The sequence below is a fragment of the Bacteroidales bacterium genome (assembly GCA_021157585.1).
GTDB lineage: Bacteria > Bacteroidota > Bacteroidia > Bacteroidales > UBA12170 > UBA12170.
Window position 1 is genome coordinate 43,712 of the sequence record JAGGWH010000040.1, and the last position, 17,235, is coordinate 60,946.

19 protein-coding genes are annotated in these 17,235 nt (G+C 32.4%); 9 read left to right on the forward strand and 10 right to left on the reverse strand.

The window, feature by feature from the left end; all coding sequences use genetic code 11:
• Nucleotides 1-8: 8 nt before the first annotated feature.
• Complete coding sequence (locus tag J7K39_02690) at nucleotides 9-1,259, reverse strand: HD domain-containing protein (GenBank protein ID MCD6178789.1); 1,251 nt, start codon at nucleotides 1,257-1,259, stop codon at nucleotides 9-11.
• A 237-nt stretch (nucleotides 1,260-1,496) separates the two neighbouring features.
• On the opposite strand from J7K39_02690, the gene J7K39_02695 reads away from it, so the two are divergent.
• From J7K39_02695 to J7K39_02720, 6 genes are all read left to right on the forward strand, one after another.
• The gene (locus J7K39_02695) at nucleotides 1,497-3,050 is read left to right on the forward strand and encodes a bifunctional response regulator/alkaline phosphatase family protein (protein MCD6178790.1); all 1,554 of its coding nucleotides are present in this window, start codon (nucleotides 1,497-1,499) and stop codon (nucleotides 3,048-3,050) included.
• An 88-nt stretch (nucleotides 3,051-3,138) separates the two neighbouring features.
• Nucleotides 3,139-3,564, forward strand: coding sequence for a tRNA (adenosine(37)-N6)-threonylcarbamoyltransferase complex ATPase subunit type 1 TsaE (gene tsaE / locus J7K39_02700; protein ID MCD6178791.1), 426 nt, complete (start codon nucleotides 3,139-3,141; stop codon nucleotides 3,562-3,564).
• A 22-nt stretch (nucleotides 3,565-3,586) separates the two neighbouring features.
• Complete coding sequence (locus tag J7K39_02705) at nucleotides 3,587-4,810, forward strand: alanine dehydrogenase (protein MCD6178792.1); 1,224 nt, start codon at nucleotides 3,587-3,589, stop codon at nucleotides 4,808-4,810.
• A 9-nt stretch (nucleotides 4,811-4,819) separates the two neighbouring features.
• Entirely contained in the window at nucleotides 4,820-5,902 is a 1,083-nt protein-coding gene (locus J7K39_02710; protein ID MCD6178793.1) for an endonuclease/exonuclease/phosphatase family protein, read from the forward strand.
• Between the two features lie 94 nt (nucleotides 5,903-5,996).
• Nucleotides 5,997-6,575: a sigma-70 family RNA polymerase sigma factor gene (locus J7K39_02715; protein ID MCD6178794.1), complete on the forward strand. Its 579-nt coding sequence runs from the start codon at nucleotides 5,997-5,999 to the stop codon at nucleotides 6,573-6,575.
• Nucleotides 6,572-7,321, forward strand: a complete 750-nt coding sequence (locus J7K39_02720; GenBank protein MCD6178795.1) for a hypothetical protein — start codon at nucleotides 6,572-6,574, stop codon at nucleotides 7,319-7,321. The genes J7K39_02715 and J7K39_02720 overlap by 4 nt, the downstream gene beginning before the upstream one ends.
• Nucleotides 7,322-7,343: 22 nt before the next feature.
• Here J7K39_02720 and fabD read toward each other — a convergent pair whose 3' ends face one another.
• The 8 genes from fabD to J7K39_02760 all read right to left on the reverse strand — a co-directional run bounded on the left by fabD (nucleotide 7,344) and on the right by J7K39_02760 (nucleotide 13,957).
• Entirely contained in the window at nucleotides 7,344-8,231 is an 888-nt protein-coding gene (gene fabD, locus J7K39_02725; protein ID MCD6178796.1) for an ACP S-malonyltransferase, read from the reverse strand.
• A gap of 67 nt (nucleotides 8,232-8,298) precedes the next feature.
• A complete protein-coding gene (locus J7K39_02730; protein ID MCD6178797.1) occupies nucleotides 8,299-9,027 on the reverse strand; it encodes a Bax inhibitor-1/YccA family protein in 729 nt (242 codons plus the stop codon).
• A gap of 83 nt (nucleotides 9,028-9,110) precedes the next feature.
• Nucleotides 9,111-9,713 carry a GTP cyclohydrolase I FolE gene (gene folE / locus J7K39_02735; protein MCD6178798.1) on the reverse strand — a complete coding sequence of 201 codons (603 nt, stop codon included), beginning with the start codon at nucleotides 9,711-9,713 and terminating at the stop codon, nucleotides 9,111-9,113.
• Between the two features lie 36 nt (nucleotides 9,714-9,749).
• Nucleotides 9,750-10,163 carry a 6-carboxytetrahydropterin synthase gene (locus J7K39_02740; GenBank protein MCD6178799.1) on the reverse strand — a complete coding sequence of 138 codons (414 nt, stop codon included), beginning with the start codon at nucleotides 10,161-10,163 and terminating at the stop codon, nucleotides 9,750-9,752.
• Between the two features lie 90 nt (nucleotides 10,164-10,253).
• Complete coding sequence (locus J7K39_02745; GenBank protein MCD6178800.1) at nucleotides 10,254-10,646, reverse strand: hypothetical protein; 393 nt, start codon at nucleotides 10,644-10,646, stop codon at nucleotides 10,254-10,256.
• An 8-nt stretch (nucleotides 10,647-10,654) separates the two neighbouring features.
• Nucleotides 10,655-10,870, reverse strand: coding sequence for an AtpZ/AtpI family protein (locus tag J7K39_02750; protein MCD6178801.1), 216 nt, complete (start codon nucleotides 10,868-10,870; stop codon nucleotides 10,655-10,657).
• Complete coding sequence (locus J7K39_02755; protein MCD6178802.1) at nucleotides 10,839-11,228, reverse strand: polymer-forming cytoskeletal protein; 390 nt, start codon at nucleotides 11,226-11,228, stop codon at nucleotides 10,839-10,841. Before J7K39_02755 ends, J7K39_02750 begins: the two co-directional genes overlap by 32 nt.
• Before the next feature lie 26 nt (nucleotides 11,229-11,254).
• A complete protein-coding gene (locus J7K39_02760) occupies nucleotides 11,255-13,957 on the reverse strand; it encodes a tetratricopeptide repeat protein (protein ID MCD6178803.1) in 2,703 nt (900 codons plus the stop codon).
• 126 nt (nucleotides 13,958-14,083) lie between these two features.
• On the opposite strand from J7K39_02760, the gene J7K39_02765 reads away from it, so the two are divergent.
• Nucleotides 14,084-14,965 carry a M23 family metallopeptidase gene (locus tag J7K39_02765; GenBank protein MCD6178804.1) on the forward strand — a complete coding sequence of 294 codons (882 nt, stop codon included), beginning with the start codon at nucleotides 14,084-14,086 and terminating at the stop codon, nucleotides 14,963-14,965.
• Here J7K39_02765 and J7K39_02770 read toward each other — a convergent pair.
• Nucleotides 14,962-15,876 carry a glutaminase gene (locus J7K39_02770; GenBank protein MCD6178805.1) on the reverse strand — a complete coding sequence of 305 codons (915 nt, stop codon included), beginning with the start codon at nucleotides 15,874-15,876 and terminating at the stop codon, nucleotides 14,962-14,964. The genes J7K39_02765 and J7K39_02770 overlap by 4 nt on opposite strands.
• Nucleotides 15,877-16,002: 126 nt before the next feature.
• Here J7K39_02770 and J7K39_02775 point away from each other — a divergent pair, with 126 nt between their 5' ends.
• Both J7K39_02775 and J7K39_02780 read left to right on the forward strand, forming a co-directional pair.
• Entirely contained in the window at nucleotides 16,003-16,719 is a 717-nt protein-coding gene (locus J7K39_02775) for a hypothetical protein (protein ID MCD6178806.1), read from the forward strand.
• Between the two features lie 165 nt (nucleotides 16,720-16,884).
• On the forward strand, nucleotides 16,885-17,235 hold a 351-nt coding region (locus tag J7K39_02780; GenBank protein ID MCD6178807.1), incomplete at its 3' end, for a hypothetical protein.

Genomic DNA, 17,235 nt, shown 5'->3' on the forward strand with positions numbered 1-17,235 from the left:
AATATAAATTATATTATTTCAATATCTTTAGGATAAAAAAGAAAATATTTTTTTACTGGTTTTGAAAGTGTTTGGATGTTGAAATTATCCGATGCTGTAGCAATATCGGTAAGTTCACCCGTTTTTGATGCAATAAATATTCCGTCGTGTATTTGGTTATACGCTCTGTTGCTAACGGTTCCGTTCACAACAAAATGTTTACTTTCTTCAAAAGGGATATTGTATTTTTTTGCAATAGAAGAACGAATACTATTCAGTTCAGCAGAATTGTATTTCTCATTTTGAATTCGGATTTTAGGTAAATGTCTGTTAATCAACATCCGACTAAGTAAGGAAAGGCTTTTGTCGGGATGTTTTGTCCATACTTTTATGGCTCCCATGATATCAAAATCATCCATTTCAACAAAACTATCCAATACTTCGCGATTATTGAAGAATGCCGATTTATTAGGATGCTCATTTAAGAAAAATTGAAAAGCCGGTGAACCGAAAACTGATAATTTTTTATCTATACTGAGATTTTTTGCTCGCTGAATAATTTGAATGAGAAGATGTTCTGCTACCAAAACGGTTTTGTGTAAATAAACTTGCCAATACATTAAGCGGCGCGCAACTAAAAATTTTTCGACAGAATAAATACCTTTTTCTTCAACAACTATTTTGTCATCAACTACATTTAACATTTTTATGAGGCGCTCGGTTCCGATTACTCCTTCCGAAACGCCGGTAAAAAAACTGTCTCGACGAAGATAATCTAAACGATCCATATCGAGCTGGCTACTTACTAATTGATGAAAAAAACCGCGTTTGTATGTATTTCTAAAAATAGAAATAGCTAAGTCTAATTTTCCACTAAATTCTTTATTTAGTAAATCAAGCAGATAATTTGTTATCTCTTCATGGGTGATGTCTCGAATCAGTATTCCTTCCAAAGTGTGCGAATATGGTCCATGTCCAATATCGTGTAATAATATTGCAATATAGGTCGCTGTTTGTTCTTCTTCCGAAATATAAATACCTTTTTCAGTTAGAGTTCTTAAGGCATGACTCATTAAAAAAAGCGTCCCCATAGAGTGTTGAAAACGCGAATGTATTGCACCGGGATAAACCAAATGCGATAAACCTAATTGTTTTATTCTTCTGAGTCTTTGAAAGTAAGGATGTTCAATTAAATCGAATAAAAGAGGGTTAGGAATAGAAATAAATCCATAAACAGGATCGTTAAAAATTTTTCTTTTATTCGTTGTTGAGCGTTTCATAAGTCATCTAAAGGCTTGGTGCAAAGCTAATACTTTGGTATGAATAGTAGGTAATATTCATAACTATTTAATAACAAAGATACTGAATTAGTTTGTCCAAGGCTGAATTAACAAAGATTAACAGCGTATCTCAGTTTTGGATAGTATAAGAAAGTGTAATTTGCAATAATTTTGAAAAACGAGGGAAAATAGATTGATATTTACTTGGTTTTTGAAAGAGCATAAAATATTTAAAAAATGAAACAGGCGAAAATTCTTTGGGTTGATGACGAAATTGAAATCTTAAAACCTCATATTTTATTTCTTGAACAGAAGGGATATAGTGTTAAAGCATTAAATAATGGGATGGATGCTATTGAATTAATTGATAATGAGCGTTTTGATATTGTTTTTTTAGATGAGAATATGCCTGGTTTATCAGGTATCGAAACTCTTGAAAAAATAAAGGTTAGTCATCCGCAATTACCCATAGTGATGATAACAAAAAGTGAAGAAGAATCGATTATGGAAGATGCTATCGGATCTAATATTGCTGATTATTTGATAAAGCCGGTAAAGCCAAATCAAATCTTACTTTCGCTTAAAAAGAATTTGGATACAAAAAAATTGGTTAGCGAAAAAACTATCAGTTCATATCAGCAGCAGTTCAGGAATATTAGTATGGAATTGTCGGGCAATTTAGATTTTAATGATTGGATAGATATTTATAAAAAGCTTGTTCATTGGGAGCTGAGTTTAGATATATCTGAAGATGATAGTATGAGCGAAATTCTTTTACAACAAAAAGAAGAAGCTAATGCTCTGTTTGGCAAATTTATTAGTAGGAATTATGTAGATTGGCATAAATCCGGAAATGCTGATACTCCTTTACTTTCACATATGTTATTAAAGAAAAGAGTTTTGCCTGAATTGCAAAAAGACAAATCCGTTTTTCTATTTTTGATAGATAACTTGCGTTACGATCAATGGAAAAGTATAGAGTCTTTGTTGGAGCCGTATTTTTATGCCGAAAAAGAAGAGTTATATTACAGTATCTTACCAACAGCAACACAGTATGCCAGAAATGGATTATTTGCCGGAATGATGCCCTTAGAAATTCAAAAGAAAATGCCACAGTATTGGGTTGATGAATTGGAAACTCCGGGAAAAAATAGCTATGAAGAGGAGTTGCTTTCAAATTTATTTTCTCGTTCTCATATCAATCCTTCTTTTTCATATCATAAAGTTTTGAATATGGATTTTGCAAAGCGTTTGCTTGATAAATTCCCGAATTTGTTAAATAATCAATTTAATGTAATTGTATACAATTTTGTGGATATGCTGTCACATGCACGTACCGATTTAGAGATACTGCGCGAACTTGCTGAAGACGAATCTGCTTATCGTTCAATAACCCGTTCTTGGTTTGAACATTCGCCGCTTTTTGATATGCTAAAATACTTATCTGAAAAAAAAGTTAGTGTAATAATTACTACCGATCATGGATCCATTCGTGTAAAAAATCCTGTTCAAATTATTGGAGATAAAAACGTTAGTTCTAATCTACGATATAAAACAGGTAAAAATCTGGCTTATAAACCTAAAGAAGTATTTGAGCTTAGAAATCCTGAAGAAGTTGGCCTGACAAAGCAGTATCTTTCTTCAAGTTTTATTTTTGCTCGTCAAACTGATTTTTTCGCATATAAAAATAACTTTAATTATTATGCGTCTCACTATAAAAATACATTTCAGCATGGAGGAATTTCAATGGAAGAAATGCTAATTCCCTTAGTGTTTTTAAAAGCTAAGTAAAGTTGTTTTTTCTATTTTTGTATAAAATATTCTTGATGACTCAGATATAAGAAGTTTGGGTTGTGTCTAAATAAAAAAATATAAACAAATGACTAAATCTTTTACTATTCAGTCGGTTAATGAACTAAAAGTTGTTGCCGAAGCATTAGTCGAAAGTATGAATAAAGCAAATGTTTTTGCATTTTTCGGATCGATGGGAGCAGGGAAAACTACTTTTATTCAATCTATTTGCGAAGTACTTGGAGTAGAAAATGTAGTTAATTCTCCAACTTTTGCCATAGTGAATGAGTACGTTCATCCTAATGGAGATCCAATATTTCATTTTGATTTTTATCGTTTAAATTCTCCCGGCGAAGCTGTTGATATTGGCTATCACGAATATGTAGAAAGTGGTTATTTATGTTTAATGGAATGGCCGGAGAAAATTGAGAACCTTTTGCCTGAAAATTGCGTATACGTTTACATTAAATCGGAGGATAATACAGGTTTGCGTACTATTTCTTGGGAAGTGTAAATCCTGAAACAACCTTATTTATATGGTAGCTGACGAAAAAAATATTTCAAATTTTTCCTTTTCAACACAGTTGATGCCTAAAGAAGAAAAATTAGCTTCTTCGCCTAAAAAGGCAAGTTTAACCATAGCTGTTTTAAAAGAAAATAGTGACACTGAAAGAAGAGTTTGCTTAAGCCCTGAAGCCGTTGGATTACTTGTTCAGAACGGACATACTATCCTTGTTGAACGAGGTGCCGGATTGGCATCGCAATTCGAAGATGTAAATTATAGTGAAGAGGGTGCCCGTATTGTAGAATCAAAAGAAGAGCTTCTAAAAGCGCAGATAATATTAAAAGTTTCTGCTTTGAATGAAAAGGAAATAGCTAGTTTGGGAAAAAACCAGACTTTATTTACCACTTTGCAATTATTGTCGCGAGACAAAAACTATTTTATGCAATTAGCTGAGCGGAAGATAACTGCTTTAGCCTTTGAGAAAATAAAAGATAATACAGGATCTTATCCTATCATTCGCTCTATGGGCGAAATTGTTGGAAATACATCTTTGCATGTTGCAGCAAAATATTTAGCTCATCATAAATACGGAAATGGTAGTATGTTAGGAGGGATTCCCGGATTAAAACCTACTGAAGTGGTTATTATCGGCGCAGGAACTGTTGCAGAAAATGCTGCTAAAGCTGCAATAGGAATGGGTGCTCTTGTGAAAGTTTTTGATAATTCGGTTTATCGTTTACGGCGACTTCAAAATAATATCCAAAGTAAAATATTTACATCTATTTTGCAACCAAAAAATTTAGAAGAGGCACTAACTACTGCCGATGTGGTTTTAGGCGCTATGCGAAAAAGAAAAGGTATATTATCGTTTATGGTTCCGGCTACTATGATTCAAAAAATGAAAAAGGGATCTGTAATAGTCGATGTAAGTATAGATCAGGGTGGGTTATTTGAGACTTCTCGTCTTACAACACATATTAAACCGGTATATCAAGAGTTTGGAGTAACACACTATTGTGTTCCAAATATAGCTTCTAGTGTGCCTCACACTGCAAGTCAAGCTTTGTCTAATTTCTTTATGCCTGTGATTTTACAAATAGCCGAGGATGGTGGTGTAGATCAACTTTTACGAAATGACGAAGGCTTTCGGTCGGGAGTTTATCTGTTTAACGGAGTGGTTACATATAAAGAAATTGGGGAAACTTTTCACTTGGCTTATCGTGATTTGGAACTTCTTTTAGCTGTTTTGCATTAAAACAAATATATGATCCTTTGGATATATAAGGATACTCGTTTTTATATTGAAAGAAAAAAACTGAGTTTATTAGTTTTATTTCTTATCGTATTTCCATTTTTATTATTTGCACAAGAGCATAAAGCCAATAATGAACAAGAAAAAACATTTAGGCTGATGTTTTATAATGTTGAAAATTATTTTGATTCTTTTGACGATACTTTAACAAATGATAACGAATTCTTGCCTGACGGAATAAGAAACTGGAATTATTCACGCTTTTTAAAAAAGAGAAATAATATTTATAAAACAATTATGGCCGTTGGAGAGTGGGAGCCTCCTGCTATTATTGGACTTAGCGAAGTGGAAAATCGTTTTGTCTTAAATCAGTTGGTTTATAAAACGCCTTTTTCTCAATTTGATTATCGTATAATTCACGAAGAATCACCTGATAGGAGAGGCATTGATGTGGCTTTGCTCTTTAACCCAAAAGTATTCCAAGTTATTAATCATAAAGCTATTACTATAAATTTTCCATTCGATAAAGAATTAAAGACAAGGGATATTTTATATGTAAAAGGACTTGTCTTTGGTAGAGATACACTTCATATTTTTGTTAACCATTGGCCATCTCGATATGGCGGTGAGCTTTTTTCGAGACCAAAAAGAATTTTCGTTGCACAGCAATTAGCTAAACATATAGATTCAATTTTACAAGAAAATAAAAATGCTGCTATAGTAGTAATGGGCGATTTTAACGATTATCCATTTAACCAAAGTATAAAAAAGGAGCTAAAAGCAGGGAAAGATCTTAATAATAGATTAATAAACCTTATGCCTAAGAACGATTATACTGTTGGAACAAATAAATATGATGGACAATGGGGTATTTTGGATCAAATTATGGTTTCGCCAGTTCTACTTTCACAAGATAAGCCTATCTTTGTAAATGGGGAAGCTCAAATTTTTGATGCTGATTTTTTATTGCAAGAAGATGCTAAATTTTTAGGAAACATGCCTTTTCGTACCTTTTTTGGGGGGGAATATAGGGGTGGATTTAGTGATCATTTGCCTGTTTTTGTCGATTTTACCTTAAAAATGGATAAAATGTAGGCTTGTAACTATCAGGTTATGAGTAAAATAAAAAATAAATGAAAAAAAGTTGGGTTTTTAGGGTAACGTTTTGCTAAAATCAACCATAAATAGAGTGAAGAAAGAAAGGTATAACGACAGAGAAATTATAGAAGGTTTAAGGCATGGAAATGATAATGTTTTGAATTTTATTTATAAAAATTATTACGGAGCTGTTAGAAATTTAGTTTTAAATTCTTTTGGCAGCGAAGAACAGGCTCGGGATATCTTTCAGGAAGTAATTATAGTTATTTATAACAAATTGCAAGACAGCAATTTTAAAATTACAAGTTCTTTTTTTACTTTTTTCTATGCAGTGGTTAAAAACACTTGGCTCGATTTCAGAAAGAGAAAAAAAACAAATCCTATAGACTATGCCTTGGATTTTAATGATGAAATTGACGTGAATAGTGATGATATTAGTTTTCTTGCCACAAGAGCTTTGCAGAACAATTTATTTAATAGTTGTTTGAAACAATTATCTGAAAATTGCCAAAAAATATTGGAATTATCTATGGATTATTATAGTCACAAGGAAATTGCTGTAAAAATGAATCTGAAAAGTGGGGCTTATGTACGTAAACGCAAATCGGAATGTTTAAAATTGTTGATAGAAAAAATAAGAAAGGATACTTTGTTTAAGGAGTTATTATGAAAAAAGATCACGAAGAATTAATGCTAGCGAAAATCTTTAACGAATTAAATGAGGAACAGTCTGCTCGTTTTGATCATAATCTGGCTACAGATGATGATTTCAGGAAAGAGTTTGAACTTTTCAAACAGTTATTCTCTAATTTAAAAGACAAAAAATCGATGGATCTTAGAAGTAAGTTAGATTCAATTTATGAAGAAATGTATGTAACAAAAAAGGAGGCTAAAATGATACAATTAATTAAACGAAATTGGTATTCGATAGCTGCTGCAGTAGCAGTATTATTTATGGTAGGTGCTTATTGGTTTGCGGGAGTAAATCAACAAGATTGGAATCAAGACCTTTATAATAAGTATTATCAAGAGGATGAGGTTTTTGTTAATACAAGAAGTGTTGCTAATTTCGATACGGATGTTTTGCATCTTGGTATGACGTTTCTTGAAAAGAAAGAGTTCTCGGCTGCATTAACAGAGTTTAATAAATTACCTACCAGTATTACGGCAAATTATTATGCCGGAGTAGCAAATATGGAACTTGATAATTACCAAATTGCTATTTCTAAGTTCGATTATGTGATAGAAGATTATTTGAACCTGTTTTATGATCAGGCGCAATGGTATAAAGGATTATGTTTAGTCAAATTAGAAAAGAAGTCTGAAGCTATTGAACTATTCGATCAGATAACAAATACAGAAAGTTATTTTAAAGAAAAAGCTAAACAAATTTTGACTGACTTACGGAAGAACTAAGAAAAGTTAAGCACAAATTGAGTTAAAACTCAATTTGTGCACTTTTTGAAGGTAACTTTCTATTTACTTTTTTCAATAGCCCTTGTAATACATTTCCGGGACCTACTTCTGTTAATTCTGTCATACCATCGGCCAACATATTAGTCATTATCTGAGTCCATCGTACAGGTGCCGTCAATTGCTTTACCAGATTTTCTTTAATGATAGCTGAGTTTGTAACGGATTGTCCTGTTACGTTTTGATAAATTGGACAACTGCCTTCTTTGAAATTTGTATTCTCAATAGCCATTGCTAGTTTTACCGCTGCCGGTTTCATTAATGGACTATGAAAAGCACCTCCAACGTTTAAAGGAATAGCCATTTTTGCTCCGGCTTCCGTTAATTTTTTACAGGCAATTTCAATACCTTTAAGAGAACCACTTATAACTAATTGTCCGGGACAATTAAAATTAGCAGGAACAACAATTTCATCTATTTCTGCACATATCTTTATAACTTTTTCGTCTTCCATTCCTATAATGGCAGCCATAGTCGAAGGTTCAATTTCACAGGCTTCTTGCATTGCCATAGCCCGTTGTGAAACAAGTTTTAATCCGTCTCCAAAAGTTAAAGTTTTATTGGCAACTAAAGCAGAAAATTCGCCTAATGAGTGACCTGCAACCATATCAGGTTTAAAATCATCACCCATAATTTCGGCTAAAATTACCGAATGTAAAAAGATAGCCGGTTGTGTTACTTTTGTTTCTTTCAAGTCTTCATCAGTACCTTGAAACATTATATCGGTAATTCTGAATCCTAATATTTTGTTGGCTTTTTCAAATAATTCTTTTGCTCGGGGAGAATTCTCATATAAATCTTTTCCCATTCCTATATACTGAGCTCCCTGTCCGGGGAATACAAATGCTTTCATATTTTCTTTTTAATAAAAAAACACGGACAATTTTTTTGTCCGTGCAAGTATAAAAAATATTTTTTGTTTACTTTCTATTTCCCATAAAACGAAGTAGGAATAAAAACAAATTAATAAAATCGAGATAAAGGGTTAAAGCACCCATAATTGCCAATTTATCTTTTGATTCTCCTGCATATTCTCCTGTTGCCATTCCTATTCGTTTTAGCTTTTGTACGTCATAAGCAGTAAGTCCTGTAAAAATTAGTACGCCGCCAATACTTATAATGTATTCAAGTGTACCGCTATGCATAAAGAAGTTGACCAGACTAGCTAAGATAATACCTATAAGAGCCATAAACAATATGGAACCAAACTTAGTTAAATCGGTATTTGTGGTATAGCCTAATACAGCCATTAATCCAAAAGTGCCCGAAGTAACTATAAAAGTAGAAAATACGCTAGCCTGAGTGTAAATCAGTAAAATAAAGCTAAGGCTCATTCCCATTAATATGGAATAGATTAAAAACATGAAACTGAGATTTGCTCGGCTCATTGTCTGAAACTTAAACGACATAAACATTACCAATCCGAAAGGAGCTAGCATAACGACCCAACCGAGTATAGACATTCCTGTTTCGTTATACATTAAAGAAAGTAAGCTTTCGCTTGATGCAAATAAATAAGCTGTTACAGCGGTTATTCCTAAAGCCAAAAACATCCAGCCAAAAACAGTTGTCATAAACGTTTTAGCAAGACTTTGTGTTTGTGAGTTTGACGAAAAAGTCTGTTCAAATCTATTTTGTGGTATATTCATTTTTTAGTAATTATATGTTTCTTGATGCAAGGATATAAAATATTGTACCAAAGCAATAAATATTAACAATAATTGACTTTTTGTCAGCCGTGAAGATTAGTGCTTATAAGATGTATAAATTCTTCGCGTGTTTCTTTTCTTTTGAATGCTCCGGTAAAATCGGAAGTGGTAGTGACAGAATTTTGTTTTTGTACTCCGCGCATAGCCATACATAGATGTTTTGCTTCAATAACAACTGCTACTCCTAACGGATTAAGTGTATCTTGAATAGCATCTTTTATTTGGGTGGTTAAACGCTCTTGAACTTGAAGTCTGCGAGCAAAGGCTTCAACTACTCTTGCAATTTTGCTCAATCCGGTAATATATCCATCAGGAATATATGCTACATGTGCTCTGCCAATAAATGGTATCATATGATGCTCGCACATGGAATATACTTCAATGTCTTTAACAATTACCATTTCGCGATAGTCTTCTTTAAACATAGCAGAACGTAAAATTTCTCTAGGATCTACATCATAGCCTTGTGTTAAAAATTGCATAGCTTTTCCTACACGCAGAGGGGTGTCTATCAGACCTTCTCTCTTAGGGTCTTCACCTAAGAGTTTTAAAATTTCAAGATAGTGTTGGCTTAGTTTATCAAGTTTTTCAGGGTTCCATTTATCTATTCTTTCGTAATCGTACATAGTATTTAAAATTTTCTGTTTTTAATGTGAAGACTTTTATTCACCATAATATTCAACTGAATTATTTTCAGTTTCGGATATTTTGACACAATGAAGAGTCGCTCCCATATTTTTAATGTTGTTTTCTAATTCTTTCCAAATAGAAACTGCTATTACTTCTGTGCTTGTAAATTTATTTTTTAAAAAATCTACTTCTATATTAAGGTTCTTATGATCAACTTTATCTATAATCTTTTCTCGAATAATATTTTTTAAGTCGGTAAGATTAATTAAAAATCCGGTTTCCGGATTAATTTCTCCTTTTACAGTTACAAATAATTGATAATTATGTCCGTGCCAATTGGGATTAGAACATTTACCAAACACTTCCATATTTTCTTCGTCGGAATATTCCTCCCTAAATAAGCGATGTGCTGCGGTAAAACGTTCGCGCCGAGTAATATATATCATAGTGTGCAGATTTTATATCCGATTCAAAGGTACAAAAAGCATTGATATAAATAATTTGATTATGGTTTAAGAAAAATTGGAATAACTCAATTATTTTTTTTGAGCTGTTCTTAGATATTTTAAAATAGAAATAATCTCAAACGAGGTAAAAATGAGATAGTAAGTAAAAAAAGTAAGAATAAATCCTATGGCATCATCCCTATTCAATAGTACGTAAATAACTATAACAGCTAAGAAAAGTAGTAGTTTTATGGTGGTGGTTAATAAGAAGGCATTGATAAATTTAGCGTGTTGCCCTCCTGATTTTTTAAGCAAGTACCGATGAACCAAAAGACTTATTGTAAAAAAGAATAAAATAATATAAGGCCATGAGCTGCTTATTAAATTCTCAGGTATAAGGTATGTTAAACCATATGTTAACGCTATGCTTATTAGCGATAGAATAATTAAATTTTTACTAAATGTCTGTATAGTATTATCCATAATGATATCTATTTTTTAATAAAATCTTTAATGGCAATATAAATAGCCAAGGCAACTGAAGCAAGAGATAAAATTAATGTAAATAAAGGGAATTGCCAAGATGTGAGCTTGTCTAACTGCACCCCACCAAACATCCCAACCCCAATTATCACTCCCATCTGAAGTGCTAAGCCGGAATATTTTACATAGGCATTAAGATCCTTTTTTGGTTTGTTTGTTTTCATTAGGTACTTTTGAACCTGAATTATTCATAGTGCATTGTCCGCTGAATAGAGCTCCGGATTCAATTGATAATTTACCGGTTTTAATGTTTCCGTTTAAGTTAACTGTAGTTTTTAAAAATAGGAGTTTTTCAACTTCAACATTACCTTTTATTGTTCCCGCAAAATCTGCATTCTGACAGAAAATATCTCCTTCTACAATACCACTTTGTCCGATAACAACTTTTCCGGTAGACCTAATGCTTCCTATTAGTTTACCAACTATTCTAAAATCTCCCTCAGAAGTAATATCTCCTTTTACTATCGTTCCCATACTGATAGTTGTAACCGCATTAGTATCGAATTCCCCGTTTTTTGCCATTTTTTTATCTTTAGAATTACTAAACATTAGTATTTATATTTTTTTTTGAAAAATGAATCGTATTTTTCAATATTCTTATCGTTAAAGAAACGCGAATAATTTTCAGCCGAAATTACAAAAGTTTTGGAATCATTCCTAAGAAGAGCAGGAAAAACGTAGCTGTCAGAAATGAAGGACTTATAATATTTCATAGCATCATCTTGATTTGTGAATTCTCCAATACTAATTACATATTCTTGATTGACAAAAGGATAGGAGGTAAGACTTAGGTTTTGTATTTGCTTTTTATTAAAGTCTTGTATTCTAACTTGAATCGCTTTTACATTTATTTTTTCTGCATCAATAATTATTAATACATACTGTTTGTCATTAGGATTAAAAGTATAAAGTTTTAAAGCGTCATTAAGCAATTTGTCAAGAGAAATATCGGTAGTGTTATCAGGCGTTTCAATAGACTCGAATGCCTTTCCTCGACGTGATAAAATATTTTTGGCTTGTGGTGTTATTTCTGCATTAGGATAGAGGTTTATTAGTTTTTCCAAATTAGCATATAGAGAATCGACCACACTTGTTTGTGCCATCGAAAGGGCTTTTATATATAAAAAATTGGCTTTTAATGGATTATTTTCCGCTTTGCTTAATGCTTGATTAGCGTGATGTAAAGAAAGTAAATATTGACCTTTTTCAAAGGCTTGATAGGTGCGTTTGTATTGCTCTTTAAAATAGCTTTGCTTTTTCTCCATCTCACGATAATAATTCGGGTCTTGAACCAAAATAGCGTAATCGGTGTTCGGATAATTACTTATAATTAAGTTTTTATATTTATTTTTTTTATCTGCGTCTGTATTTTTATCATAGAGTTGATACAGTTGAAAATAAACTTGTAATTGCTGAGGATGGTTTTTAATGCGTTTGACAAAATCCTCGAAAATTAAAAGGGCTTTGTTATTTAGTTTTAAGTCTTCTTTGTAAATAAATCCGGCTTGATAAAGTGCATTGGCAATTTGTGTGTTTGCATTAGCAATTTGTTCTTCTGTACGAGGAATATTTTTTAAATAATAATTTCGTGATTTTGGGTCTGTGTCTGATCCGCCACTTAAGCTGTCGTTGGTGTTTTTGTTTAGCTCTTCGTCTTTATTAATGTCAACCCCAGCTGTATTTACAGCCCGTTTATTACTTAATCTCCAGTTATCCGCCAAAGCTCTATTCCCCCATTTTGCAATAAATTCGGTATAGCCCATACTTCTGGCTTGGGGATTATAAAAGTACCATTGTCCACCCCCTAAAGGCATTCCCATTCCTCCAGGCGAACTTCTCATCTGATTTCCCATAGCAATGCTTTGTTGTTTAGCAAATTCCTCATCGCGTTTTTGATCTTCTTTTTCTCTGATAAGGGAAATGATACTGTCGGCTATAGCATATAATTTAGAATCAGGAAGTTGTCCAAGAAGTAAAAGGCTGTCTTGTTGTTGAACAATACTAAGCTGCTTAGATAAATTATTATAAATACCGGCTTCTTTTATAATTTGATTGTAATTATCGTAGGCAACAGGTAATTGCTGGATAGCAGTATCGTAATAATTAGCAGCTAATGAAAAACGCCCTTTATTAAATAATAGCTCGGCGACTTTTAATGCTGCTTTTGCTTTTTGTGTTTTATTTTCGGTACTGCTTTTTACTGCTGCTCTCAAATTTTTAATGGCAGACAGACTATCATTATCTTTTATGTCAATATCTGCCAAGGCATAATAAATCTGATCTAAATAATTCTTGTTTTTGCTATCTTTTAGCATTTTAAGCAAGTTCTTACGTAAGTCTTTGCCTCCCTCAGAATTGTGAGTATACAAAAATGCCATATTGATTTTTGCATTAAAAGCCATTCTGTAATTGGTATTTAACTTAATAACTCTTTGATAATAAGTGCTTGCTATTCCCGGCTGATTGTCTTCTTGGTTCAGCTGTGCCAAAATATATGATATACGAGCAATTGTTTTTCTATTTATAGGTAATTCTAAAGCATGCTCTAAATGAGGTTTCGCTTTCTCAGCTTGCTTGCTTTTTAAATATAAATCGGCATAAACCAAGTCTAAATTCTTTCTTATAAAGGGTGTTTGTTCTTCATCAGAAATAATACTTAACTCGTTTAAGAGACTAAGTGCTTTTTGAAAATTTCCGGTTTCTATAAATGTTTTAGCTAGCCAAAGTAGAGCATCGTCTTTAATTTTATTGTAATAATATCTACTGATAATAAAATTAAAACTTTGGCGAGCACTGGTGTATTCTTGCTTTAAGAAGTTGGCTTTGCCAATTAGTAAATAGCTATCGTCTATCCACTTACAATGCTCTCTATTTTTAAACCACATACTATGCCTTAGAGCTGTAATAGAACCCTTTTCAATAGCTCTGTCCATATCAGCCGAAATAGAAGATGCCTGTGTTTCGTCGCCATAATTGAAAACAAATAATGTTTTAGTATAATCATCGGTAACATTCTTATTTAATTTTGCTATTCCGTTTTTTAGACTTTCATTTCCATTCCACCAACTATTGTAGTGAGCGGTAAGATTATGGTAGGTACGTCGGCTAAAGGTGTTCTTTTTTGTAGAACAAGACGATAGTAAGAGCAATACAAATAAAAGTACGATTCTGTTTTTTGAAAAAACGGATTTAAACTTATTGATTGATTTTAATTGTTTCAATGACACTATCTGTAAACTGTAATCTTGCAAAAATATTTTAATTTTTCTGAAAACATTTGATTTATAGCAGGAATTGAAATAATTTTTGCTCTAATGTGATAAATTGTGTTGTTTTTGAGATAAAAATCATTTAATCCATATCTTTGCGAAGATAAGATGGAAAAACATAAAGACAAAAAACGATTAGAGAAACTCAGGTATAAGTACCGCTTAGTTTTGATGAATGAAGATAATTTTGAGCAAAAAATTAGTCTTCGTTTATCGCAACTCAATGTTATAGGTATCGTAAGTGTTTTTTCTTTGTTCTGGATTGGTATTATGATTTACATTTTAGCCTTTACTTCTGTACGTGAGTACATCCCTGGCTATACCGATCCGCATTTAGCCTCTCAGGTTTATAAAATGGAACTTGCTTTAGACTCCTTAGAACACAGATATACGTTACAAAATCGCTATATGTCTAATATTCAGCGTATTTTAAGAGGCGAGGATTTTGGGAATAATGAAAATCAGGGTCAGCCAGAAATTTACGATTATAGTAATATTAAAAATACTACTTCTGTTGAGGACTCTATTTTACGAGCTGAAGTAGAAAGTCAAAGTGCGTATAATCTTTATTTTTACGATGCGCAAGCTGTTGATTATGATCGTAATATTACAGATAAAGGATTAATGGTTTTTTTTAAACCCATTAATGGGATTATTACTAATCATTTTAATGCTGCATTAAAACATTTTGCTATTGATTTGGTTTCTGAGAGAAATGATGCCGTAAAATCAGTTTATGACGGAATAGTGATTTTTTCCGATTGGACAATTAATACGGGATATGTTATTGCTATTCAGCATCCCAATAATTTTATTTCTGTTTATAAACACAATTCTGCCCTTTTAAAGCAGCAAGGCGATATTGTTAAATCGGGCGATCCAATTGCAATTATTGGCGATAGTGGAGAGCAGAGTAGTGGCCCTCATTTACATTTTGAATTATGGGCAAATGGCTCTCCGGTAAATCCTCTTGATTATATTTCTTTTTAAAATATTGATTGCCCGCTTTTTGTTGTGAAGATTTCTAATGCTTTCATTCCACGAGCCGAATTCCCTTTTTTATTTAGTCGCGGACTCCAAACGGCAATTGTATATTTATTAGGTTGAAAAGCGATAATACCACCACCAACACCACTCTTCCCGGGAAGGCCTACTGTAAAAGCAAATTCGCCGGATTCATCATAAAAACCGCACGAAAGCATAATAGCATTTATGCGTTTTACCTGACTTTTACTTAATTGCACCGACGAAAAGTGGAATGAGTTTGTAAGGGACGCATAAGGCGAAATAGCTTGTGCCAATTGTTTGCAGCTCATACTAATTGAACATTGGTGATAATAGAAATCGAGTACATCTTCGCAAGAATTTTGGATATTACCATGAGCTTTAAGCAAATGTACTAAAGAGGCATTATGATGTCCGGTTTCTTTTTCTGATTGTGCCACTTTAGGATCAAAATTTATTGTTTTATCTCCTGTTAAATTGTATACAAAATCAAGAAGTTCTTCTTTAGGATTTTCTAAATGCGACAGTAAAATGTCGGCAATAACTAAAGCACCGGCATTTATAAAAGGATTACGAGGTATCCCATTCTCATATTCAAGCTGAACAATAGAATTAAAAGGGCTACCCGAAGGCTCAACACCAACACGCTTCCATATTTTCTCACCCAAAAGAGAAAACGCCATCGATAAAGTAAAAACTTTTGAAATGCTCTGAATAGAAAAACGCTCTTGGCTATCGCCTAATTCAAAACTATCACCATCTTTCGTCTGGAGAAAAATACCAAATTTATCGGGATTGACATTTGATAATTCAGGAATATAATTAGCTATACTTCCTTTTGAAGCAAAGGCTTGGCTTTCTGTATAAACTTGTTGGAGAATTTGGCTGTAATCCATAATTTTAATTTTGGGCAAAGGTAAATTTTTGTTTTATATCTGCTTAATCAGAAAGAGATTGTATTGGGGAATATTATGTAACTTTACTACAGATATAAATTAGTTAGCACCAATTCTAACTTTAGAATGAAAATAGTACTTAGGAAAACTTTCATTTGGCTAGCAATATTCAGTATCGCAATGGGTTTTCTTGAAACCTCCGTGGTAGTTTACTTACGTAAAATATATTACCCTGAAGGCTTTTGTTTCCCACTCAATCCGATAGGTAAGGACATTGTTATTACAGAACTTTTGAGAGAAGTAGCTACAATGATTATGCTTGTGGGAATTGCAATACTAGCTGGAAAAAATGCTGTTCAGCGATTTGCCTTTTTCCTCTTTTCCTTTGCCGTTTGGGACATTTTCTACTATATATTTCTTTATATACTAGTCGGCTGGCCTCAATCATTAATGACTTGGGACGTTCTGTTTCTCATTCCGATTCCCTGGGTTGGACCAGTTTTGTCGCCTCTTATCATTACATTTCAAATGATAGCACTTGCCAACATAATGGTGTGCTTTGATAATAAAGGGATAAAGGCTCGAATCAACTTAAAAGAATGGCTGTTATTTATTACAGGTTCCATCATTGTAATTATGTCTTGGACATGGGATTACTGTAATTACATTATTATCAATAATCCAAATGCATCTATTTGGTCGCTTTCTTCCAAAGAAGTATTGTTTGAAGCCAGTCAGAATTATGTTCCTCAATCATTTAATTGGTTGCTGTTTACAGTTGGCGCTTTCGTGATTTTATTGGCAATATGTTTTTACTATTTAAGAAATAGAACTAGAGAATGAAGATCGCATTGTTTAGATTTTTCCCGAATATGATTGTTCATGGTAAATGATATTAAGATGGAAGCTCATTTTAAGAGATAATTTGATATGAGAATATTATGTAACTTTACTGTGCATATAAATGAGTTGGGATCAATACAACCAAAACACTAATATATTTTCATAATGTTTAAATATTCTCCTATAAATTCATATTCCTTAAGGAATCTTCAAAAGAATCAAATATTCTTCAATAATCCGATAAATTTTAATGATCCATTTGACACCTTCCATCCTGCCGAATTCAAAGAAATTAGCAATGAATTATTTGTAAAGTTTTATTCAAGGTTTAGCAAGAGAAAATTCGATGAAAATGTACTACTTGAAATTTTACAGAAAAGTATTTCAAAAAGAGATTTCATTAACTTCTGTAACGATCACATAGAGTACTTTATTGATTTTAATAGAGAAAAAGAGAATGAAATTTTAAAGAGTAAAAGTAACTTCCTAAGTTATATTAATAATAATTCAGAGGTC